Here is a 21,417-nt window from a genome sequence, read left to right on the forward strand (position 1 = left end):
ACCACAGCCTGGCCGGCCAGCGCACCGCCTTCGGCGGGCACAGGCGGGAACGGCCAACGCGCGGGTCCGGAGCCGGGCCGAGCCCGACGACGCGGTTCGACATCGGCCGCGGGCGTATTCCAGGGGATCGCCATGCCAGCCACTTTGGCGCACCAGGCGCGGGCGCGGTGCGTGCCGCGGCGCAGCGGGTTCAGCGTGACGACGAGGTCGTCCGACAAGACGGAAATATCAGCGGTGCTCATGGGAACTCCTAGCAAAGACGGTCCAGCGCCAGGGCGTAGCCCCCCGGCAGGCATGCGCGGCGGCAGCCGGCGGTCAATCGAACAATGACAACTGGCCTGCAGCCATGGCTTGCAACTGGCGCGCAGCGCGCCCGTGCGCGCCGCTGGCTGCGGGCGATACGGCGGAAAAAGGGACCCCTGAAGACGCTTGCGCGCCAACCGGGGATAGGAAATCGGCCACCTTCGCGGCAGGCGCGGCGGGAGGCAGGAAACGGTCGCAGTCCAGCGCCAGGCGATGGCGGTTCAAGCCCAGCTTGCGCGTGGCGAGGGTGAAGCGCTGGCGCAACAGATCAGCCCAGACGCCGGTTCCGCGCATGCGCGATCCGAAATTCGGGTCGTTGCGGCGGCCATTGCGCAGGTCTTCGATGCGATGCAGCACGCGCTGGGCCCGATCCGGAAAGTGGACGTTGAGCCAATCTTCGAACAGGGTCTTGACCTCCCAGGGCAGGCGCAAGACGGTATAGCTGGCATAGTGCGCGCCAGCCGCCTTGGACTCCTGGAGGATGTGTTCCATGGACTCGTCGTTGATGAACGGGATGATGGGCGCCACCAACACGCCCACCGGCACGCCGGCGTCGGTCAGGCTGCGCACGGCTTCCAGCCGGCGCCAGGGCGCGGCGGCGCGCGGCTCCAGCGTGCGGGCCATGCCGGCGTCCAGCGTGGTGATGCTCATGTACACCACCACCAGCTTTTGCTCGGCCAGCGCGGCCAGCAGATCCAGGTCGCGGGCGACCAGCGCGTTCTTGGTGACGATAGTGAGCGGATGGCGGGTTTCCAGCATCAGCTCCAGGAGGCCGCGGGTCAGGCGCCATTCGCGTTCGATGGGCTGGTAGGCGTCCGTGGCGGAACCGATGTTGATGGGAGAGGGCTTGTAGCCGGGCCGGGCGAGTTCGGCGCGCAGGGCCTGCACCGCATTGGCCTTGGCCACCAGCCGGGTTTCGAAATCCAGCCCCGGGGACAGGCCCAGATAGGAATGGGTGGGTCGGGCATAGCAATAAACGCAGCCATGCTCGCAGCCTCGGTACGGATTGATCGCCACGTCGAAGGGGATGTCCGGCGAATCGTTGCGCGACAACATCTTGCGCGCCTCTTCGGCGGTGACCGTGGTTTTGGGAGCGGCGGGCTCGATACGTGTGTCCGGCACGATGGGAATGACCCGTGCGTCAGCTTGTTGGCTGGAGGCCGTATCGGGAAAATTATCGGGGACGGATTCTACGAAGTCGGCCGGCAGACCGGAGGAGGCCCAGCCGTCGTCGACCTGCACGCGGTCATCGCGCTGAAAGCGATGCCGAACATTAGTAACCGCACCCCGACCGCGCAAGGCGGCGGGGGCGGCAGCCGGGGACCCAGAACCGGCGGGAAAAGAATGATCGGTGCGTGCCATGAAAACTACTGTACAAAAACACAGTGGTTTTGACAAGCACCAAAAGCCTTTTCGTAAGACAACCCCACTTTACCGCAAGACGCCGACGCCGTCCGGACAAATCGTTTTCACCAGACGAGATCGCGCGGAAAGCCGCGCCAACATTGAATCTAGCGGAAAAACAACAGGTTCTGGGCGGCCGGAAATCCGTTGTTTTCCGGCCTCTTGCCGTTTATCGCAACATGCCCGCCGCCGCAGTCTGGTGCGTGGCCTCGTCGATGAGGATGAAGGCGCCCGTCGCGGGCACATCGGCGTACCGATCGACCGCCAGCGACTCGCGCGTGGTGAGCGTCACGCGTCCGATATCGTTCATGCGCAGCGTGCCTTCGGTGTTCTCCACTTCCTGCAATTCGTGGATGTCTCGATGCGACAGCACCGCGCGTATCTTCGCCGAGGTCAGGCGCGTGCCTGACTTCAGCAGATACTTGCGCGCCGGATTCAAGGCCTGCGCATCGAGCCAGCACAACTCCGCTTCGAACTCGCGCGCGACCTGCGCCGGCGCCGACGCATGCACGATCACGTCGCCGCGCGACACATCCACGTCGCGGTCCAGCACCAGTGTGATCGAATCGCCCGCCACCGCTTCATCCAGCGCGCGATCGAAGGCGCGCACCTCGCGCACGACAGCAGTCACACCCGAAGGCTGCACCGCGATCTCATCGCCCGGACGCAGCACGCCGCTCGCGGCGCGGCCGGCATAGCCGCGGAAGTCGTCCTTGCGGTTGCCGTCATGGCGCGCCACCCACTGCACTGGAAAGCGCAGCGGCAAGGCACGGCCGTCGCTGGCAAGATCCAGCGATTCCAGCAACGCCAGCAAGGGCTGTCCGTCGTACCACGGCGTCCGCGGCGACAGCGTGACGACGTTGTCGCCGTTCAGCGCCGACAGCGGCAGCGCATCGAAGTGCTCGATGCCCAGCTTGCCCGCCAGGTCGGCATAGGCGTCGCGGATGCGCTCGAACACGGCGCGGTCCCACTCCACCAGGTCCATCTTGTTGACCGCCACCACGATGTGGCGGATGCCCAAGAGGCGCGCGATGGTGCTGTGCCGCTTGGTCTGCGGCAGCAGCACGCCGTCGGCTGCTCGGGTGGCGTCGATCAGGATGACGGCCACGTCCGCGGTCGACGCGCCTGTGACCATGTTGCGCGTGTACTGCTCATGCCCCGGGGCATCGGCGATGATGAACTTGCGCGCCGGCGTCGAAAAATAGCGGTAGGCCACGTCGATGGTGATGCCCTGCTCGCGCTCGGCCTCCAGGCCGTCGGTCAGCAGCGAGAAATCGATGCCGTCACCCGCCACGCGCTTGTGCTTGGCGCGCGAGATCGCATCCAGCTGGTCGGCAAACACGCCCTTGCTGTCATACAGCAGGCGGCCGATCAGCGTGGACTTGCCGTCGTCCACCGAACCTGCGGTGATCAGGCGCAGCACGCCCGTGTCGGCGCCTGAAAGAAAAGAATCGTTTAGTGCGTTCATGTGCGTCCCTGGTCGCCGGCGCATGCCGGCGTGTCATGCGATCAGAAATAGCCTTCCTTCTTGCGGCGCTCCATCGAGGCCTCGGAAGTCTGGTCGTCCATGCGCGTGGCGCCGCGCTCGGTAATGTCGGTCACCGCGGTCTCGGCGATGATGGCCATGGTGTCGGCGGCATCGGACGCCACCGGGCAGGTGCAGGAGATATCGCCCACCGTGCGAAAGCGCACCTGCAGGCGCTCGACCTGTTCGCTCTCCTGCGGCGGCGTCAGCCGCGTGACCGGCACCAGCAGGCCCTTGCGGCGCACGACCTCGCGCTCATGGCTGTAGTAGATCGACGGCAGCGCCAGCTGCTCGCGCTGGATGTACTGCCAGACGTCCAGCTCGGTCCAGTTCGAGATCGGGAAGACGCGCATGTTCTCGCCGCGATGCACGCGGGTGTTGAACAGGCTCCAGAGTTCCGGGCGCTGGGCCTTCGGATCCCATTTTCCGAATTCGTCGCGGAACGAAAAGATGCGTTCCTTGGCGCGGGCCTTTTCCTCGTCGCGGCGCGCGCCGCCGATGCAGGCGTCAAAGCCGAACTCCTCGATCGCCTCCAGCAGCGTGACCGCCTGGGCGGCATTGCGCGAATCGGTTTCGCGGCGCAACACCACGCTGCCGCGCGCGATCGAATCCTCGACGCTGCGCACGATCAGGGTCTCGCCCAGTTCAGATGCGCGCGCGTCGCGGAAGGCAATCACTTCGTCGAAGTTGTGGCCGGTATCGATATGCATCAGCGGGAACGGAAAGCGTCCCGGCCGGAAGGCCTTCTCGGCCAGGCGCAGCAGCACCACGGAGTCCTTGCCGCCCGAGAACAGCAACACGGGCTTTTCGCTTTCGGCGGCCACCTCGCGCAGGATGAAAATGGCTTCCGATTCCAGCCAATCCAGGTGGCTGCGTTGGATCACAGCAGACATATGCACTTCCCCTAAAACAGATTTCGAATTCGTGGGTCGCATCAATCGGCGCGCGCCGCGATGCTGATGACCCGGTTGCCCGCGTGCAGGCCGCATTCCTTGGAGTCCGACGACTCCCACCACCAGCGCCCTGCCCTGAGGTCCTCGCCCGGGCGGATGGCACGCGTACAGGGTTCGCAGCCTATGGATGGGTAGCCCTGGTCATGCAGCGGGTTGTAGGGAATTCCCAGGGTGCGGATGGCGGACCAGACCTCGTCCTCGCTCCACTCCGCCAGCGGATTGAACTTGTAGAGGCCGAACGTGTTGTCGGCCTCTTCCAGCGGCAATTCGCCGCGGGTGGTGGATTGCTCCCGGCGCTGCCCGGTGATCCAGGCGCCGCGTCCCGCGAGCGCGCGCTTGAGCGGCTCGACCTTGCGGATCTGACAACAGGCCTTGCGCAGTTCCACGCTTTCGTAGAAGGCATAGGCGCCGTGCTCCGCGACGTGCTGCTCGACCGCGGTAGCCACCGGCCGGTACACGGTGACCTCGCGGCCATAGCGCTCGCGCACGCTGTCCAGCACGCCCAGTGTCTCGGCATGCAACCGGCCGGTGTCCAGCGTAAAGACCTCCAGGTTCAGCCCCGCGCTGTAGATGGCGTGCGTCAGCAGCATGTCCTCGGCCGCCAACGAGGACGCCAGCGCGGCGTCCGGGTAGCGCCGCTGCACGTCGGCCAGCCGCAAGCCCAGGTCGCGCCAGCGCGCCGCGAGGCCTGCCTCCAATTCAAGGGAAAGATCGGTAGCGCTCATGATTGCGTCGCGAAAATGCGCGCCCGCCGCGGACGCGCCAACAGGATTTCGCCATCGCGCAGGCCCAACTCCCGGTATAGGGATTCGGGCACCTCGGCCTCGATGATGGCGTCGGAATCCTCGCTGGTCAGTTCCAGATAGGCGCTGGGGCCGGCGAGGTAGGCATGCGCCAGGCGCACCGGAATGCCGTCGACGCCGGCGCGGTAGCGCTCGACGTCGAGCTCATGCGGCCGCACGTAGGCAGTGGCGCGTTGGGCTTCGGCCTGCGCCAGTTCCGGCGCCGGCAAGGACAGGCCGGCGCCGTTCCAGATGCCCCGCGTGGCGAAGCCCTGCAACTGGTTCACGTCGCCCAGGAAACCGTAGACGAACGGCGTGGCCGGCTCTTCCCAGACCTCGCGCGGCGTGCCGACCTGCTCGACGCGGCCCGAGTTCATCAGCACCACGCGGTCGGACACTTCCAGCGCTTCTTCCTGGTCATGGGTGACGAACACGCTAGCCACGTGCAGTTCGTCGTGCAGGCGGCGCAGCCAGCGCCGCAATTCCTTGCGCACCTTGGCGTCCAGCGCGCCGAAGGGCTCGTCCAGCAGCAGCACCCGCGGCTCCACGGCCAGCGCACGCGCCAGAGCGATGCGCTGGCGCTGGCCGCCGGAGAGCTGCGCCGGATAGCGGTCCGCCAGCCAGTCCAGCTGCACCAATCCCAGCAAGTCATGCACCTTGCGCTGGATTATGTCTTCCGAGGGGCGCTGCGAACGGTGCTTGACGCGCAGGCCGAAGGCCACGTTCTCGAACACCGTCATGTGCTTGAACAGCGCATAGTGCTGGAACACGAAACCGACCTGGCGCTGTCGCACGTCCACCGCAGTGGCGTCTTCGCCCGCGAACAGCACGCTGCCGGAATCGGCCGACTCCAACCCCGCGATGATCCGCAGCAACGTCGTCTTGCCGCAGCCAGATGGCCCCAGCAGCGCAACCAGTTCGCCCGTTTCGATATGCAGCGAAACGTCGTTCAGCGCCCGGAACTGGCCGAAGCGCTTGGATAGATTACGGACTTCGATACTCATGCTTGGTCTCCTTCGGGCCGCCGCGTCACGCCAGGGCCGGCTTGATGGCGGCCACCTGGCCGGGGTACTCGACCGGCTGGTCGGCGGCTTGCAGAAAGCGCGCATTGCGCCACTCGACGATGTTCTTGGCCAACAGCGTCACCAGCGCCAGCAGGGCCAGCAAGGACGCCACCGCGAACGCCGCGGAATACTGGTATTCGTTGTAGAGAATCTCGACGTGCAGGGTCATGGTGTTGGTCAGGCCACGGATCTGCCCGGACACCACCGATACCGCGCCGAACTCGCCCATGGCCCGCGCGTTGCACAGGATGGCGCCGTACAGCAGGCCCCACTTGATGTTCGGCAGCGTCACGCGCCAGAAGATCTGCCAGCCGCTCGCGCCCAGGGTCAGCGCCGCCTGCTCTTCCTCGCTGCCCTGCGCCTGCATCAACGGAATCAGCTCGCGCGCCACGAACGGAAAGGTCACGAAGAGCGAGGCCAGCACGATGCCTGGCACGGCATAGACGATCTTGATGTCGTGCTCCTGCAGCCAGCCGCCGAACCAGCCCTGGGTGCCGAACAGCAGCACGAACACCAGCCCGGCCACCACCGGCGACACCGAGAACGGCAGGTCGATCAGGGTGATCAGGAATTGCTTGCCGCGGAACTGGAACTTGGTGATGGCCCAGGCCGCAGCCACGCCGAACACCAGGTTCAGCGGCAGCGCAATCGCCGCAACCAGCAGCGTCAGGCGGATGGCGGCCAGCGCGTCGGGTTCGACAATGGCGTCCAGGTACAGCTGCCAGCCCTTCTTGAAGGCCTCGGCGAAAACCGCCGCCAACGGCACCAGCAGGAACAGCGTCAGGAATCCCAGCGCGATGAACAGCAACACGCCGCGCACCCAGCGCGGCTCGGTCAGATGGGCGGGACGGTCCGCGGCGCTCATGCCAGCCTCCCGAGGTTGCGGCGGGCCTGCCAGCCCTGCAGCAGATTGATGACGAGCAGCAGCGCAAAGGACAACACCAGCATCACCGTGGCGATGGCGGCAGCGCCGGCATAGTCGAATTCCTCGAGCTTGGCGATGATCAGCAGCGGCGTGATCTCGGACACCATGGGCATGTTGCCGGCGATGAAGACCACCGAGCCGTACTCCCCCACCGCACGCGCAAAGGCCAGCGCAAAGCCGGTCATCAAGGCCGGCATGATGATGGGCAGCAGCACCCGGCGTATGGTCTGCCAGCGGTTGGCGCCCAGGCTGGCCGCGGCCTCCTCGATCTCGCGCTCCACGTCTTCCAGCACGGGCTGCACGGTGCGCACCACGAACGGCACGCCGATGAAGATCAGCGCAATGACGATGCCCAGCGGCGTGAACGCCACCTTCCAGCCGAACCATTCGGCCAGGGGCCCGCCCAGCCAGCCCTTCTGGGAATACAGCGAGGTCAGCGCGATGCCCGCCACCGCCGTGGGCAGCGCGAACGGCAGGTCCACCAGCGCGTCCAGGATCTTCTTGCCCGGAAAGCGGTAGCGCACCAGCACCCAGGCCACCACCGTGCCGAACACCAGGTTCACCAGCGCCGCGATCAACGACGCGCCGAAGGTCAGCTGGTACGAGGCCACGACGCGCGGCGCGGTCACGGTGTCCCAGAAGCCCTGCCAGCCCAGCCCCGCGCTCTTGATCGGCAAGGCCGCCAGCGGGATGAGCACGAGCACGCTCAGGTACAGCACCGCGTAGCCCATCGAGATGCCGAATCCGGGCAGCACGCCCGGGCTGTTGCGCCGAAAGGCAAAAGGCGCTTGCGCGCCGCTTGCCGCCGGGTTCGAGGCTGTAGTCATGGCCATCGTCCGATCGTTATGTGCTTATTTCTTTTGCGGCAGATAGATCTGATCGAAGGTGCCGCCGTCGCTGAAGTGATCCTTCTGCGCCTTGCGCCAGCCGCCGAAGATCTTGTCGTCGATGGTCACGAGCTTGACCTTGGGGAACTTGCTTTCGTATTTGGCGGCCACGGTCTTGTCGATGGGCCGGTAGTAGTTCCTGGCGATGATCTCCTGCGCGGCGGGCGTGTAGAGGAATTCCAGGTAGGCCTGCGCCGCGGCGCGGGTGCCCTTCTTGTCCACGACTTTGTCGACCACGGCCACCGGCGGTTCCGCCAGGATGGACAGCGACGGCACTACGATGTCGAACTTGTCCGGGCCCAGTTCTTCAAGCGCCAGGAAAGCCTCGTTCTCCCAGGCCAGCAACACGTCGCCCACCCCGCGCTCCACGAAGGTGGTGGTGGCGCCGCGCGCGCCGGTGTCCAGCACCGGCACGTGCTTGAGCAGGTCGCCGACGAAGGCGCGCGCCTTGTCCTCGCTGCCGCCGTTCTTCTCCAGCGCGTAAGCCCAGGCGGCCAGGTAGTTCCAGCGCGCCCCGCCCGAGGTCTTGGGGTTGGGCGTGATGACCTGCACCCCGTCCTTGACCAGGTCGTCCCAGTCCCTGATCTGCTTGGGGTTGCCCTTGCGCACCAGGAACACGATGGTGGAGGTATAGGGCGAGCTGTTCTGCGGCAGGCGGGCCTGCCAGTCGGCGGGCAGCAGCCCACGGTCGGCGACGGCGTCGATGTCGTAGGCCAGGGCCAGGGTCACCACGTCGGCTTCCAGGCCGTCGATGACCGAGCGCGCCTGGCGGCCGGAACCGCCGTGCGATTGGCGGATGGTCAGGTCGACGTTGGCCTTTTCCTTGTATTGCTTGATGAACGCGTCGTCGATGGCGCGATACAGTTCGCGGGTCGGGTCATACGAGACATTCAAGAGCGTCTGTTTCTGCTGCGCCTGTGCCGGCGCGATCGCGGCAAACGACACCGTCACTGCGGCCATGGCGGCCAACCAACCGGCTTTCCTGAAAGACATCCCTTGCTCCCTGTGTTCGGCAATGTGGAAGCAAGTGTGCTGGCTGGGCGTTCTGAACGGAACGAATCATTATTTGGTTGCTCATCGCTCGCAGGCATATAGGACCGCTGTCCCAGCAATGGGAATTTGCCCCGGCCCTGCACGCGCTCCAATGAAAAACCGCCGTCTCCCCATGGGGAAGACGGCGGCTGCCTGCGGGGACCAGCCCCGCGGTTTCCGAATTTACTTATTCGGCTGCGGTGTGATGCGCAGATAGGGGCGCACGGCCTTGTAGCCCTTGGGGAACTTCTGCTTGATCACGGCCTCGTCCTGCAGCGACGGAACGATGATCACGTCGTCGCCGTCTTCCCAGTTCACCGGCGTGGCCACGCTGTGGCTGTCGGTCAGCTGCAGCGAATCGATGACCCGCAGGATCTCGTTGAAGTTGCGGCCGGTGCTGGCCGGATACGTGATGGTCAGGCGCACCTTCTTGTTGGGGTCGATGATGAACACCGAGCGCACGGTCAGCGTGGCGTTGGCGTTCGGGTGAATCATGTCGTAAAGCTCGGACACCTTGCGGTCCTTGTCGGCCAAGATCGGAAAGTTGACCTTGGTGGACTGCGTGTCGTTGATGTCCTCGATCCACTTGGTGTGCGAATCGGTGCCGTCGACCGACAGGGCCAGCACCTTCACGTTGCGCTTGGCGAACTCATCGGCCAGCTTGGCGGTGTAGCCCAGCTCGGTGGTGCAGACGGGCGTGAAATCGGCCGGGTGCGAAAAAAGGACACCCCAGCTGTTACCCAGGTATTCATGGAAGCGGATCGGGCCTGCCGAGGATTCCTGTTCGAAATCAGGGGCGGTGTCGCCCAGGCGTAGATGACTCATGGTCTCTCCTGTGTGCGGATGCAGGTTGGGGACTGGCCGCCCGCCGCAGCGGGCAGCGCAGGAACAGCGTTTCATGACGCAGCTTAGCGTCTACGAAACGATTCTTCCATCAAACCTTTAGCCGAGGAAATACGCAAGTCATATAACCTTATGCAATATTCAACCCTGTGCCGCAAGCGTCCGCGACGACGCCTGCGCGCACCGCGGCCGACAGGGCCAGCGCGCGCGGCAGGATGTGGGCTGCGTAGAACAATCCGGTCGCCAACTTGGCCGCGTGGAACGGATCGGTGGACCCCGCGGCCAGGTGGCGCCGGCAGGCCAGCACGGCCCGCGCCATCTGCCAGCCGCCATGCACCACGCCAGCCAGCATCAGATACGGCACGCTGCTGGAATAGACCGCCCTGATGTTGGTCGGCGATTGTTCCAGGATGAACGCCACCCCGGCCTCGTAGGCCTGGATGGCGCTGTCCAGGTTGTCGCGCAACAGGCGCAGTCCGTCGCGCTCGCCGGCAGACGCCCGCGTCGCCTCGGCCTCGACGGCGCGCAGCGTTTCCCGCATCGCCGCGATCGCCGCATGCGCGGTGGCGCCGCCGTCGCGCTGCGTCTTGCGGCTGACCAGGTCATTGGCCTGGATCGCGGTCGTGCCTTCGTAAATGGGCAGGATGCGCGCATCGCGGTAATACTGCGCCGCCCCGGTCTCCTCGATGTAGCCCATGCCGCCATGCACCTGCAGGCCCAAGGATGCGACCTCTACCGCGGTCTCGGTCGAGAACCCTTTGACGATAGGCACCATGTACTCGTAGAAAGCCCGGTTGCGCGAGCGCTGCTCCGGATCCGGATGATGCGTGCCCTTGTCGTGCGCCGCCGCGGTCACGTAGGACACGGCGCGCGCCGCCTCGGTCAGCGCCTTCATGGTCATCAGCATGCGCTGCACGTCCGGATGGCGCACGATGGCCACGGGGCCGACCGACCCTTCGATGGCGCGGCCCTGCACGCGGTCGCGCGCGTAGGCCAGCGCGTGCTGGTAGGCCCGTTCCGATACGCCTATGCCCTGCTGCCCGACCGAATAGCGGGCGGCATTCATCATGATGAACATGTATTCCAGGCCGCGGTTCTGCTCGCCAACCAGATAGCCGATGGCGCCCTCTCCCACTTCGCCCTTGTCCGAGCCATACAGCAGCACGGCGGTCGGGCTGCCGTGGATACCCAGCTTGTGCTCGAGGGACGCGCACCAGACGTCATTGCGCTTGCCGAGGCTGCCGTCCGGCTGCACCAGGAACTTGGGCACGATGAAAAGCGAAATGCCCTTCACCCCGGCGGGCGCGTCCGGCGTGCGCGCCAGCACCAGATGGATGATGTTCTCGGCCAGATCGTGGTCACCATAAGTGATGAAGATCTTCTGGCCGCTCAGCCGGTAGCTGCCGTCATCCTGCTTTACCGCGCGGGTCGCCACCTGCGCCAGGTCCGAGCCGGCCTGCGGCTCGGTCAGGTTCATGGTGCCGGTCCACTTGCCGCCGATCAGTTGCGGCACGTACTGCTTGCGCTGCGCTTCCGATCCGACGGTGAGCAAGGCCTCGATCACGCCGTCCGTCAGCATGGGGCACAAGGAAAACGCCAGGCTGGCCGCCTGGATGTTCTCGCCCGGCGCCGCCGCCACCAGCTTGGGCAGCCCCTGCCCGCCCCAGGCCACGGGATGCTGCAAGCCCTGCCAGCCGCCCGCCGCGTAGTCCTTGAAACCCTGCGCATAGCCCGGCGTGGTGGTGACGCTGCCGTCTTTCCATACCGGCGGCTGCGTGTCGCCCGGCACGTTCAGCGGCGCCACGGCCTGTTCGACGAAGCGGCCGTTCTCTTCCAGGATGGCATCCACCAGATCCGGCGTGACCTCTTCGAAGCCGGGGAGCTTCAAAACTTCGCCGAGTCCGGCCAGCTCGTTCAAAGCGAAGCGGAAGTCCTGCAGCGGGGTTACGTAGGGCATGGGGTCTCCATCAATTGGCAGTCTCTAGGCTTTCTTTGGCCAATCTTAAACCCTTGCCTCCTTCCTTGCGGGCATAGTCCCCGAACGCGGCCAGGGACGCGGACGGCGTCACTTCTTCATAGCCGGCGGCCATGCCCTGCTGCACGTCGGGCAGAGCCAGCACCTCACTGCTGGCCTTGAACAGCGTGTTCAGCACTTCCGGCGGCGTACCCTTGGGGGCAAAGATGCCCCACCAGTTGGAAACGTCATAGCCAGGCACGGTCTGCGAAATGGGAGGATAGGGCAGCAGCCGGGAAGGCTGGCCGGACGTGACCGCCAGCGCCACCACCTTGCCGGTGTCGATCACCGACTTGGCCGATGGCGCCGTGGCGAACGAGACATCGGTATCGCCCGCAGCCACGGACTGCGCCGCGGCGGCCCCTCCCTTGAAGGGAATATGCATCAGCTTAACGCCGGAGAGCGTCATGAACTCGACCGCCGCCAAGTGCGTGATGACGCCGTTGCCGGATGACGCGACGTTGATGGACCCCGGCTTGCTCTTGGCGCGGTCGATCAGGTCCTGCACGTCTTTCAGCCCCAGCTTGGCGTTCGCGATCAGCACCATGGGACCGGTGGTGAGCTGCGCCACGGGCACGAAACTGTCCGGCGTGTAATCCACCTTGTACAGCGCGCTGTCGCTGCCCATGACGCTGGAATTGCCGAGGTACAGCGTGTAGCCGTCGGCGGCGGCGCGCGCGGCAAGGCTGGCACCGATGGTCGACCCTGCGCCAGGGCGGTTTTCGACGACGACCGGCTGCTTCAACTGTCTGGCAAGCGCGTTCGCATAGACGCGGCCCACCTGATCCGCCCCGCCGCCGGGTGGAAATCCGATCACCAGCGTCAGGGGCTTGGAGGGGTAAGGAGCGGCGGCATGCGCGCCCCCGGACATCGTGGACAAGGTGGCAACAGCGGCAAGCACGGCGCCGCAGGCGGCAATAGCGGGTTTCATCGGTGTCTCCTTTGATGGAATCGGAGCCGCTTGTGGCGCGGCTCTCTGCTCATGCGCCGGCTGCGTCAGCAGCCGGTGAAATTCGGCCCGCGCTTCTCCTTCCAGGCCGTCGCGCCTTCGGCCAGGTCACGGGACCGCTCGGAACGCAATACCGCCTGCTCGATTCCGGCCAGATCGAGTTCGCCCCGCGCGATGCGGTTCAGATGCGCCTTCACGCCGAACAGCGGAATCGGGGCCATCGCCGCAATCTGCGCGCTCAGGGCGTCCAGACGGGCCGTCAGCGTCTCCTCCGGCACCAGTTCGGTCAGGAATCCGATGCGCAGCATTTCTTCGGCCTGGAGCTTTTCCGCGGTCAGGAACAGCCGCTTGGCCTGGTCCAGGCCGAGCCGCGTCACATAGCGCGACATGCCGCCGGCGTAGAAGTGCAGGCCCAGCCTCGTGGCCGGCATGAACATATCCGCCTGCGGCGTGCCGATGCGGAAATCACAAGCCAGGCACAGGTCGGTGCCGCCGCCATAGGCTCCGCCCTGGACCGCCGCGATCGTCACCGGCCGCGCCGCCTCGATCAGGTCCATGGTCTGGCCAAAGTAGAGGGAACTGGGCGCCTGGTCCGATGCCAGGGACGAAATGTCATAGCCGCTGCAGAAATACTTGCCCTCGGACTGGAAGCGCAGCACCCTTACCGCGTCGTCCGCATTGATCCGGTCCAGGTGCTCCCTGAGGACAGCCAGGTCCTGGGGACCGAGCCGGTTGGCATGGCCAGGCCTCTGCAGGCGGATGGTGGCCACGAGTCCATTGATGGACAAGCTGGGCGTATCGGAAGGCGCCGTCATGCGTAGACCTCCGCCTGATGCGCCACCCCGTCCGCCAACAGGCGATCGATCTCGGCATCCACGATCCCGTAGCGCGCGAACACTTCACGCGTGTGCTGGCCGAAGACGGGCGGGGCGCGGCGGCTTGCCGTACCCGCGGCGCTCAGGCCCAGAGGCAGATCCACCTGCCGCAGCTCGCCCAGCAGCGGGTGGTCCAGGGTGCGTACCAGTCCGCAGGCCTGCACCTGTGCATCGGCGAACACGTCCTCCAGGGTATTGATGGGTCCGGCGGGAATGCCGCCCTCGATCATCAGCGCGGTCCACTCCATGCGCGTCTTGCGCTTGAGGCCAGCCTCCAGCTCCTGCTTCAATGCATAGCGGTGCTGCATGCGCTCCGCGTTCGTGAGGAAGCGCTCGTCGGACACCAGATGGGAGAGCCCGAGTATGCCGCAGAGCTTGACCCACATCGCCTGGGTCGCCGGCGCCAGATTGAGCGGACCGTCCGCGGTCTCGAAGGTGCCGTACGGCGCGATGACCGGATGCACGTTGCCGCAGGGTTCGGGGATTTCCCCCTTGCTGAGATAGCGCTGGCCCTGGACGCTCAGCAGCGCCATGAGTCCAGCCAGCAGCGACGTTTCCACGTGCTGCCCGCGTCCGGTCGACGAACGCTGCGCGACGGCGGACAGGATCCCTATCGCCAGCCACATGCCCGCGGTCAGGTCGCCGACGGCCACGCCCACTCGCATCGGCCCCGACTCCGGCGAGCCGGTCAGGCTCATGAAGCCGGAATAGCCTTGCGCGACCTGGTCAAAGCCGGCCCAGTCCCGCGCCGGCCCCTTGCTGCCGAAACCGGAGATCGATGCCATGATCAGCTCCGGCCGTTCTTGCGCCAGCGCCTCGTAGCCCAGGCCCATGGCGTCCATGGTTCCGACCTTGAAGTTCTCGACCACGATGTCGGACTCCAGGGCCATTCTGCGCAGCAGCGCCAACCCTTCCGGCTTGCGGAAGTCCACGCCTATGCCTTGCTTGCTGCGATTGGCGCTAAGATAATAAACACTTATATCTTCTTCGAAGGGTCCCCATTGCCGCGCCATTTCGCCCGCCGGCATGGGCTCCACCTTGACGACTTCGGCGCCCAGGTCTCCGAGAATCATTGTGCAGAACGGCCCGGAAAGCGCTCGGGTCAGATCCAGCACCTTCAACCCTGCCAACGGCAGACTCATATTCGTTCTCCCTTGATGCGAGGCCCATTCTAGGCAGCGCCTCAAGAGCACCGAAAATACTATTTTCCGATCCATCCATAAGATTCTCTTATCAATGAATCTGCGCCAACTCAAATACTTCGTTCGTGTCGTTGAAATGCGCAACATGACCCGCGCGGCCGCAAGCCTGCACGTGGCGCAACCGGCGCTGAGCCAACAGATGGCGCTGCTGGAGCAAAGCCTGGGAGTCTCGCTGCTGGTGCGGGGCGTCAAGGGCGCGCAGCCCACCGCGGAAGGCTTGCTGCTGTACCGGCATGCGCAAACCATTCTGCGCCAGGTCGACAGCACCCGCAGCCTGCTCTCCAAGACCACGGATCAGGTCACCGGCACGGTATCGATCGGACTGGCCTCCAGCACCGCCCGCATGCTGGCCCTGCCGCTGATGCGCCGCGCCAAGGCGGAACTGCCCTCGGTGGTGCTGGAAATCGTCGACGTGCCCAGCGCGGACCTGACCAAGCTGGTCCTGCAGGGACGCATCGATTTTTCCCTGTCGCCGGACCAGCAACCCATCCAGGGCCTGCTGCACACGCCGCTTCTGCGCGAAAGCCTGTTCCTGCTGGCCCATGCCAGCGTACCCCTGCCGCACCGCACCCTGGCCATTGCGGACTTCGCCGCCTTGCCGCTGGTCCTGCCCAGCCTGCCCAATACGCTGCGCGCGCGCCTGGACCATGCTTTTCTGACGGCAGGCCTGACCTGCAATCTGTTCGCCGAAGCGAGCACTTCGGCGATCCTCGTTCCCGCGGTGCGCAGCGGGATGGCCGCCACGATACTGCCCTCCTCGGCTGCCCAACCTGAAATCGCGGAAGGATCGATCGTGGCGCACGCGCTAGACGAAACCCTGTCGCGTGAACTGGTGCTCTGCGCCAGCGAGAGCCTGCCTCCCACGCCAGCGGTAAGCCGGGTCATCGATCTGTGCAAGGACGAAATAAAGCGTCTGATCGACGATCAGACCTGGCAGGGATGCGCGCTGCTGCGGCAGAGCCCCCGTTAGGCCAGATGATGCGCCAGCGACACAATGATCGGCCCCAGCACCGGCAGCAGCACGTTGGCGATGGCGTATGTCACCGTGTAGCCCAATAACGGTACGGAACTGCCGCTGGATGTCAGGATGGCGCTGATGGCCGGGGTGCTGACATGCTGGCCCGCGATGGCGCCAACCAGCAGGGGGCCTTCGATCTTCAGGATCTTGTGGCCCACCCAGAGCGACAGGCATGCCGGCCCCAACGAAACCAGCAAGCCGATGAGCGGCAGCACCGCGCCATGTTCGCGGATCAGCGCAATGGCCTCGGGGCCGGCCGACAAACCGACACAAGCCACGAACACCGCCAACCCCAGGTCCTTCAACAATTGCACGGCATGGTCCGGCATATGGCCGATCGCGGGCCGCTTGGCGTTGATCCAGCCGCAGACCAGGCCGCTGACCAGCGCCCCGCCGCCGCTGCCCAGCGACACGGGGATGCCCCAGAGGCGCGCGCTCAGGCTGCCGATCATCAGGCCCGCGAGGATGCCGAAAGCCAGGAACACCAGATCGGTCACGCCGCTGCGCCGCAGTTCGTTGCCCAGGGCCGCGCCGGCTTCGGACAATTCAGGCTCGGCGCCGACCAGCGTGACCAGGTCGCCATACTGCACCACGGTGGACAGCGTGATCGGCAATGAATGGCCCGAACGCACGATGGATTGCAGGAAGACGCCGCGCGCACGGCGGGCGTTCGGCCGCTTCGCCAATTCCCCGACGGTATGGCCGTTGACGGCTTTCTTGTTGACGATGACGGCCAGCTCGCTGAGCTGCAGGTCGTCGGCATGCGCTTCCGGCAACTGGATCTCGGGCCCGACTACCGTGCCCGCGCGCAGCGCGAAGCCCCGCAAGCCCAGCACCACCACGATGTCGCCAGTGGCTAGCAGATCGTCCGGCGTGGCATCCACCGCCTCGCCATTGCGCAGGATGCGGCTGATGACCGTGCGCCCGCCAAGCGCGGCCTCCACTTCGGCCACGCTTTTGCCATCCGCGTCCTTGACAACGTGCGAACGTCCCACGAGCCGCGGCAGCGTCGACATGGTCGCTTCCTCGCCGTCGCCGGTCGACACGCCCAGCTTTTCCTCGAGCGCCTTGGAAGCTTCGCGCAGATTCATGCGCAACAGCGCCGGCGCGATCTGGCTGGTGAAAAACACAATGCTGATGAGACCCACCAGGTAGGTCAGCGTGTAGGCCGTGGCGATGTTGGCTTCCATGCGCTGGACCTCGGCATCCGCCAGGCCCAAATGCTTGAGCGCCTCGGCGGCGGTGCCGACCACCGCCGACTCGGTCGCCGCGCCGGCTGCCAGGCCCGCCGCGGTGCCTGCATCCAGGCCGAATAGCGGCACCGCGGTCAGCACGATCGTCAGCACCAGCAAGGCTTCGATGAGAGGCAGCGCGATGTACCGCAGGCTGGAGCGGTTCAGGTTGGCAAAGAACTGCGGCCCGCCCGAATACCCCATTGCGAAGATGAACAGGGCGAACGCGACTTCCTTCAGGTCGCCGCGCATCTGGCAACCCGTCTGGCCGATCAGCAGGGCGACGATGAGCGTTCCGCACACGCCGCCCAGCTGAATCGGCCCGACTTTCAACTTGCCGATCAGGTATCCCAGCCCCACCGTCACGAACAGCACTGCGATGGGAACGCTATTGAAAAAGCCGACCGTGCAAGTCATGTCGTCATGTCGCCCTGGAGGTTGCTGCCCTGCCTGCCTACTTGCGCACCGCGGCCTTCTTGGCCGACTTCGCCGCCGTGCCGGCCTTCTTCACAGCCTTCTTCACTGCCTTCTGGGCGGTCGCGGTCTTACCCGCTGCCTTGCGTTTGGCCGCAGGCGCCTTCACCGTCTGGCCCTTACCGGCCTTCGGACCCGAACGCACCAGTTCGCCGGCCTTCCACGCCTCGACGTACTCGGTCGCGGCTTCGACCATGTGCTTGCCGATCTTGGCGTAATCGCCATCGTCCAGGTTCGCCAACGACACACGGATCGACCAGGGCGGACCGCCGAAGCCGCCGCCGTCCATCAGCACCACGCCGGACTTCTCCGCCAGCCGGAACAGGAAATCGACCGGCTCGTAGTTGGACGTCATGTACTTGCAGAACGCTTCGCCGTACGTGATCTTGGCCCAGACCATGAAATCGAGCTCGACGTAGTACCAGGCGCGCATCGGATCTTCGGGCGGCATGGGGATGCCCAGGCCGCGCCACAGCGCATCGCGCCGCGCCCGCACGATCTTCATCGTCAGGTGCTTGTAGGAGTCCTTCAGGTCCATCAGGTGCGACAGCGCGAAAAAGCCCATCTGCACTTGCTGGGGCAAGGACAGGCCCGCGGTATGGTTCAGCGCGACATTGCGGCTGTCGGCCACCAGCCGGTCGATGAACTTGAGCTTTTCGGGCTCCATCGTCATGGCGCCGTAACGCTTGTTCAAGCGCTGTTTCCACGAGGCGGGCAGTTCGGCGATGCGGCGGTCCATGGTGTTCTTTTCATGGGTCGCGATCACGCCCAGGCGCCATCCCGTGCAGCCGAAGTTCTTGGAGAACGAATACACGCAGATCGTGTTGTGCGGCACCTCGGCCATCAGCGAGCGGAAGTTCGGCACGAAGGTGCCGTACACGTCGTCGGTCACCAGCACCAGGTCCGGGTTCTTGCGGATCAGGCGCACGATCTGCTTCATCTCGACCGGATTGAACGCCACCGATGGCGGATTGCTGGGATTGACCGTGACCGCCAGCTTGATCTTGGGATTTTCCAGCTTGGCGATTTCGGACACCGGATAGTGCCAGTCATGGGTGCCGTCGGCCCGCAAGCTGCTGGCGTTGATCGGCACGATCTTGAACTGGAAGCGCTCCAGATGCGCGATCTCGATGTAGGGCGTGAAAGTCGGCAGGAACAGCGCGATGGTGTCGCCCTGCTTCAGCAAGCCGTTCTGCATCAGCGAATCGAAGATGTAGCACATGGCGGCCGTGCCGCCTTCGACCGGGAACAGGTCGAACTTGCCCTTGGGCGGGCGACCATCGCACATTTCCTTGATCAGGTAATCGTGCACGATCTGTTCAAGATGGACCAGCGCGCGCGGCGGCACGGGATAGTTGTCGCCGATGATGCTGTCCGTCAGTTCATGGATCCAAGCGTCGGGGTCGAACCCTTTGACCGTGACGCCGTATTCCAGCACGCCGACCAGGAAGTCGTAGCCGTCCATGCCCTTATGCTTGGACAGGAACTTGCGCATCCGATCGGCGCAGCCCTTCTTGGCCGGCATCCCCGCCAGGATGGATTCGTCGCGCACGCGGCGCGCCTCCTTCATCGCGAACTGGCCCATCAGGAAGAAGGCGTCGCGCGGTTCGGTGGCGATCCAGTTCGGGTTGCCGCGGCCGGCGTTCAACATGGTGAGCGCGGCGGTTTGCTGGTTGTCCTTGGCCAGCGTGATCAGATAGTCCTTCAGTTCAAACGGAGAAAGCTGTTCGAGGTCGCGTTGGCGCGAACGGGTGGTTTTCAAGGCCGAGGCCAGGCTGACGGTGAGAGGCGCGGTGGAAGCCATTGTTCAGTACTCCTGGTTTGCGTGGTGACAGGCGCTGAGCGTCGCCGGCCGGGCCGGCGCGCTTGCAAAACGCCCCACAAGCGCGGGGCTTGCGGGGCGTTCTGCTAGGACATGAGCATGACGATGACAATCCCCCAGATAATGAGCAGGGTATTGCCGATGGCGTAGGGAACCGTGTAGCCCAGGGCGGGCACCTGGCTCTTCGCCGTTTCGGTGATCTGGCCGATGGCCGCGGTGGTGGTCCGGGCTCCGGCGCAGACTCCCAACGCAATGGCGGGATGGAACTTGAATACGTACCGCGCAATGTACACGCCCACGATCATCGGAACGCTGGTGGCGATGATGCCCGCGATGAAGAGCTTGGCGCCCAATTGCTGGAAGCCCAGCACGAATCCCGGCCCTGAAGATATGCCCACGACCGCAACGAACGTCGTCAGCCCCACCGATGTCAGGAACCAGTGCACCGGTTCCGGCACCCGGCCGAAGGTCGGATGCACCGAGCGCAGATAGCCGAAGATCAGGCCGGAAATCAGCGCGCCGCCGGAGGTCGATAAGGTGACGGGAACGCCGCCCACGGTCAGCACCAGCGAGCCGAACAGGCCGCCGAGCAGGATGCCGAAACCGACGAAGACCATGTCGGTCTGGCTGGTGGCGCGGTCCACGTAGCCCAGCCGGCCGACCACGCGCTCAACGTCGCGCTTGGCGCCCAGTACGAACAAACGATCGCCGCGGTCCAGCTTCAGGCCCCAGTTGACCGGCATGTCGTGGCCGCCGCGCACGACCTTGCGCAGGAACACGCCGCGTCCCAGTTCGCGGCCTGCTTCGCTGTCCGCGATTTCCTTGATGGTCTTGCCGGCGATGTTCTTGTTGGTCAGCACGACCTCGACGACCTCGGCGGGCATGCTGATCAGGTCGCGGTCCTCGACCTCGGTGCCGATGATGCCAGCGGCCTGGGTGACCAGCGCGTCATGCCTACCGGTCACGCCCAGTATGTCGCCCTGCTGCAGCACCGTCTTGGCATCGCTGTCGATGATCTGGTCGCCGCGCCGGATGCGTTCCACGAACACTCGAGCCTCGACGAAGCGGGACTCCAGATCTCCCACCGTCTTGCCGACAAATTCCTCGCGGTCCAGCTTGTAGGCGCGCGCAATGAACTTGCGGTAGCCCGACAGTTCCATCGAGTCGGCGCCGCCGGACATCTTGGCTTCGTATTCCTGGCACTCCTTCACGATGTCCACGCGCATCAGCTTCGGGCCCAGGGATGCCAGGATCCAGGCGCTTCCGACCGTGCCGAAGATGTAGCAGACCGCGTAGGCGACAGGAATGCTGTCGATCCATTTCTTTTTGGTAGCTGCGTCTATGCCCAAGCCGTTGATGGTGTCCGTCGCCACGCCCATGACCGCGGAAATGGTTTGGGCCCCTGACAACAGGCCCGCGCCGGTGCCGGCATCGAAGCCGAAGCCTACGGCTGTCGCCCATGTCACCAACAGGCAGATCACGCAAATAATGACGGCAAAGATGACCTGGGGAAGGCCATCGCTTTTCATCCCTCGGAAGAACTGCGGTCCGACGCCGTAACCCAGACCGAAGAGGAAGAGCAGGAAGAAAACCTGCTTGAGGACGGGAGCGATCGTGATATTGAGCTGTCCCACCAGCACACCCACCAGCAGCGTGCCAGTCACGGCTCCCAGATTGAATCCGAAAATTTTCTTGGCGCCTATCCAGTACCCGAGACCCAGGGTAAGGAATATCGCGAGTTCCGGATATTTTCGCAGAGTGTCAAAGAACCATTCCATCCCGAATCTCCTTCGTTCTGTACAGGTCAAGCACTTGCGCGTATCTAGCTGCGCGCGAAACACATTATCAGAATCCTTCGAGAAATCAAAAGATTTGAGATATTGAAATCAAAACATGTGTGATCCTGACGTCAAACAAAAAGGCCCGCCAGCGCAAAGCTGGCGGGCCTTCAGTACGGCAGCGCGTTCTGCTTTACAGCGCGCCGGTCAGTTCAGGCACGACCTGGAACAGATCGCCCACCAGGCCATAATCGGCCACGCCGAAGATCGGCGCTTCCGGATCCTTGTTGATGGCCACGATGACCTTCGAATCCTTCATGCCGGCCAAGTGCTGG

The 21,417-nt window shown here is 65.1% G+C and carries 17 protein-coding genes and 2 pseudogenes; 1 reads left to right on the top strand and 18 read right to left on the bottom strand.

What is annotated here, in order from left to right:
• From WBB14_RS07435 to WBB14_RS07500, 14 genes and pseudogenes are all read right to left on the bottom strand, one after another.
• A pseudogene (locus tag WBB14_RS07435) lies at positions 1 to 242 on the bottom strand (hypothetical protein); the annotation flags it as partial.
• Positions 243 to 315: 73 nt separating this feature from the next.
• Complete coding sequence (locus tag WBB14_RS07440; protein WP_424239264.1) at positions 316 to 1,665, bottom strand: PA0069 family radical SAM protein; 1,350 nt, start codon at positions 1,663 to 1,665, stop codon at positions 316 to 318.
• Between the two features lie 211 nt (positions 1,666 to 1,876).
• Complete coding sequence (locus WBB14_RS07445; protein ID WP_424239265.1) at positions 1,877 to 3,175, bottom strand: sulfate adenylyltransferase subunit 1; 1,299 nt, start codon at positions 3,173 to 3,175, stop codon at positions 1,877 to 1,879.
• A 41-nt stretch (positions 3,176 to 3,216) separates the two neighbouring features.
• Entirely contained in the window at positions 3,217 to 4,125 is a 909-nt protein-coding gene (gene cysD, locus WBB14_RS07450) for a sulfate adenylyltransferase subunit CysD (RefSeq protein ID WP_424239266.1), read from the bottom strand.
• Between the two features lie 41 nt (positions 4,126 to 4,166).
• On the bottom strand, positions 4,167 to 4,910 hold the full coding sequence (locus WBB14_RS07455; protein WP_424239267.1) for a phosphoadenylyl-sulfate reductase: 744 nt from the start codon (positions 4,908 to 4,910) through the stop codon (positions 4,167 to 4,169).
• The gene (locus WBB14_RS07460; protein ID WP_424239268.1) at positions 4,907 to 5,971 is read right to left on the bottom strand and encodes a sulfate/molybdate ABC transporter ATP-binding protein; all 1,065 of its coding nucleotides are present in this window, start codon (positions 5,969 to 5,971) and stop codon (positions 4,907 to 4,909) included. Before WBB14_RS07460 ends, WBB14_RS07455 begins: the two co-directional genes overlap by 4 nt.
• Positions 5,972 to 5,996: 25 nt before the next feature.
• The gene (gene cysW / locus WBB14_RS07465; protein WP_424239269.1) at positions 5,997 to 6,896 is read right to left on the bottom strand and encodes a sulfate ABC transporter permease subunit CysW; all 900 of its coding nucleotides are present in this window, start codon (positions 6,894 to 6,896) and stop codon (positions 5,997 to 5,999) included.
• Entirely contained in the window at positions 6,893 to 7,783 is an 891-nt protein-coding gene (cysT, locus tag WBB14_RS07470; protein ID WP_424239270.1) for a sulfate ABC transporter permease subunit CysT, read from the bottom strand. Before cysT ends, cysW begins: the two co-directional genes overlap by 4 nt.
• Before the next feature lie 24 nt (positions 7,784 to 7,807).
• The gene (locus WBB14_RS07475) at positions 7,808 to 8,803 is read right to left on the bottom strand and encodes a sulfate ABC transporter substrate-binding protein (RefSeq protein WP_424239279.1); all 996 of its coding nucleotides are present in this window, start codon (positions 8,801 to 8,803) and stop codon (positions 7,808 to 7,810) included.
• A gap of 255 nt (positions 8,804 to 9,058) precedes the next feature.
• The gene (locus WBB14_RS07480) at positions 9,059 to 9,700 is read right to left on the bottom strand and encodes a peroxiredoxin (RefSeq protein ID WP_042792543.1); all 642 of its coding nucleotides are present in this window, start codon (positions 9,698 to 9,700) and stop codon (positions 9,059 to 9,061) included.
• Between the two features lie 148 nt (positions 9,701 to 9,848).
• On the bottom strand, positions 9,849 to 11,675 hold the full coding sequence (locus tag WBB14_RS07485) for an acyl-CoA dehydrogenase (protein ID WP_424239271.1): 1,827 nt from the start codon (positions 11,673 to 11,675) through the stop codon (positions 9,849 to 9,851).
• Positions 11,676 to 11,685: 10 nt separating this feature from the next.
• Positions 11,686 to 12,663: a tripartite tricarboxylate transporter substrate-binding protein gene (locus WBB14_RS07490; RefSeq protein WP_424239272.1), complete on the bottom strand. Its 978-nt coding sequence runs from the start codon at positions 12,661 to 12,663 to the stop codon at positions 11,686 to 11,688.
• Between the two features lie 65 nt (positions 12,664 to 12,728).
• Complete coding sequence (locus tag WBB14_RS07495) at positions 12,729 to 13,496, bottom strand: enoyl-CoA hydratase/isomerase family protein (protein ID WP_424239273.1); 768 nt, start codon at positions 13,494 to 13,496, stop codon at positions 12,729 to 12,731.
• Positions 13,493 to 14,698, bottom strand: a complete 1,206-nt coding sequence (locus tag WBB14_RS07500; RefSeq protein WP_424239274.1) for a CaiB/BaiF CoA transferase family protein — start codon at positions 14,696 to 14,698, stop codon at positions 13,493 to 13,495. The genes WBB14_RS07495 and WBB14_RS07500 overlap by 4 nt, the downstream gene beginning before the upstream one ends.
• A 94-nt stretch (positions 14,699 to 14,792) precedes the next feature.
• Between WBB14_RS07500 and WBB14_RS07505 the strand changes: the two genes are divergently transcribed.
• The gene (locus tag WBB14_RS07505) at positions 14,793 to 15,728 is read left to right on the top strand and encodes a LysR substrate-binding domain-containing protein (protein ID WP_424239275.1); all 936 of its coding nucleotides are present in this window, start codon (positions 14,793 to 14,795) and stop codon (positions 15,726 to 15,728) included.
• Here the strand turns inward: WBB14_RS07505 and aspT (WBB14_RS07510) are convergent.
• The 4 genes and pseudogenes from aspT (WBB14_RS07510) to WBB14_RS07525 all read right to left on the bottom strand — a co-directional run.
• Entirely contained in the window at positions 15,725 to 17,425 is a 1,701-nt protein-coding gene (gene aspT, locus WBB14_RS07510; protein WP_424239276.1) for an aspartate-alanine antiporter, read from the bottom strand. The two genes, WBB14_RS07505 and aspT (WBB14_RS07510), sit on opposite strands and share 4 nt — an antisense overlap.
• A gap of 37 nt (positions 17,426 to 17,462) precedes the next feature.
• On the bottom strand, positions 17,463 to 19,286 hold the full coding sequence (locus WBB14_RS07515) for a bifunctional aspartate transaminase/aspartate 4-decarboxylase (RefSeq protein ID WP_424239277.1): 1,824 nt from the start codon (positions 19,284 to 19,286) through the stop codon (positions 17,463 to 17,465).
• A gap of 104 nt (positions 19,287 to 19,390) precedes the next feature.
• Positions 19,391 to 21,082: an aspartate-alanine antiporter gene (aspT, locus tag WBB14_RS07520; protein ID WP_424239278.1), complete on the bottom strand. Its 1,692-nt coding sequence runs from the start codon at positions 21,080 to 21,082 to the stop codon at positions 19,391 to 19,393.
• A gap of 193 nt (positions 21,083 to 21,275) precedes the next feature.
• Positions 21,276 to 21,417, bottom strand: a pseudogene (locus WBB14_RS07525) (electron transfer flavoprotein subunit alpha/FixB family protein); the annotation flags it as partial.

This window comes from Achromobacter sp., from assembly GCF_049647645.1.
Lineage (GTDB): Bacteria > Pseudomonadota > Gammaproteobacteria > Burkholderiales > Burkholderiaceae_B > Achromobacter.

Coding starts and splice junctions, on each gene's coding strand:
- WBB14_RS07440 (WP_424239264.1), bottom strand. CDS start 1,665: ATGGCACGCACCGATCATTCTTTTCCCGCCGGTTCTGGGTCCCCGGCT.
- WBB14_RS07445 (WP_424239265.1), bottom strand. CDS start 3,175: ATGAACGCACTAAACGATTCTTTTCTTTCAGGCGCCGACACGGGCGTG.
- cysD (WP_424239266.1), bottom strand. CDS start 4,125: ATGTCTGCTGTGATCCAACGCAGCCACCTGGATTGGCTGGAATCGGAA.
- WBB14_RS07455 (WP_424239267.1), bottom strand. CDS start 4,910: ATGAGCGCTACCGATCTTTCCCTTGAATTGGAGGCAGGCCTCGCGGCG.
- WBB14_RS07460 (WP_424239268.1), bottom strand. CDS start 5,971: ATGAGTATCGAAGTCCGTAATCTATCCAAGCGCTTCGGCCAGTTCCGG.
- cysW (WP_424239269.1), bottom strand. CDS start 6,896: ATGAGCGCCGCGGACCGTCCCGCCCATCTGACCGAGCCGCGCTGGGTG.
- cysT (WP_424239270.1), bottom strand. CDS start 7,783: ATGACTACAGCCTCGAACCCGGCGGCAAGCGGCGCGCAAGCGCCTTTT.
- WBB14_RS07475 (WP_424239279.1), bottom strand. CDS start 8,803: ATGGCCGCAGTGACGGTGTCGTTTGCCGCGATCGCGCCGGCACAGGCG.
- WBB14_RS07480 (WP_042792543.1), bottom strand. CDS start 9,700: ATGAGTCATCTACGCCTGGGCGACACCGCCCCTGATTTCGAACAGGAA.
- WBB14_RS07485 (WP_424239271.1), bottom strand. CDS start 11,675: ATGCCCTACGTAACCCCGCTGCAGGACTTCCGCTTCGCTTTGAACGAG.
- WBB14_RS07490 (WP_424239272.1), bottom strand. CDS start 12,663: ATGAAACCCGCTATTGCCGCCTGCGGCGCCGTGCTTGCCGCTGTTGCC.
- WBB14_RS07495 (WP_424239273.1), bottom strand. CDS start 13,496: ATGACGGCGCCTTCCGATACGCCCAGCTTGTCCATCAATGGACTCGTG.
- WBB14_RS07500 (WP_424239274.1), bottom strand. CDS start 14,698: ATGAGTCTGCCGTTGGCAGGGTTGAAGGTGCTGGATCTGACCCGAGCG.
- WBB14_RS07505 (WP_424239275.1), top strand. CDS start 14,793: ATGAATCTGCGCCAACTCAAATACTTCGTTCGTGTCGTTGAAATGCGC.
- aspT (WP_424239276.1), bottom strand. CDS start 17,425: ATGACTTGCACGGTCGGCTTTTTCAATAGCGTTCCCATCGCAGTGCTG.
- WBB14_RS07515 (WP_424239277.1), bottom strand. CDS start 19,286: ATGGCTTCCACCGCGCCTCTCACCGTCAGCCTGGCCTCGGCCTTGAAA.
- aspT (WP_424239278.1), bottom strand. CDS start 21,082: ATGGAATGGTTCTTTGACACTCTGCGAAAATATCCGGAACTCGCGATA.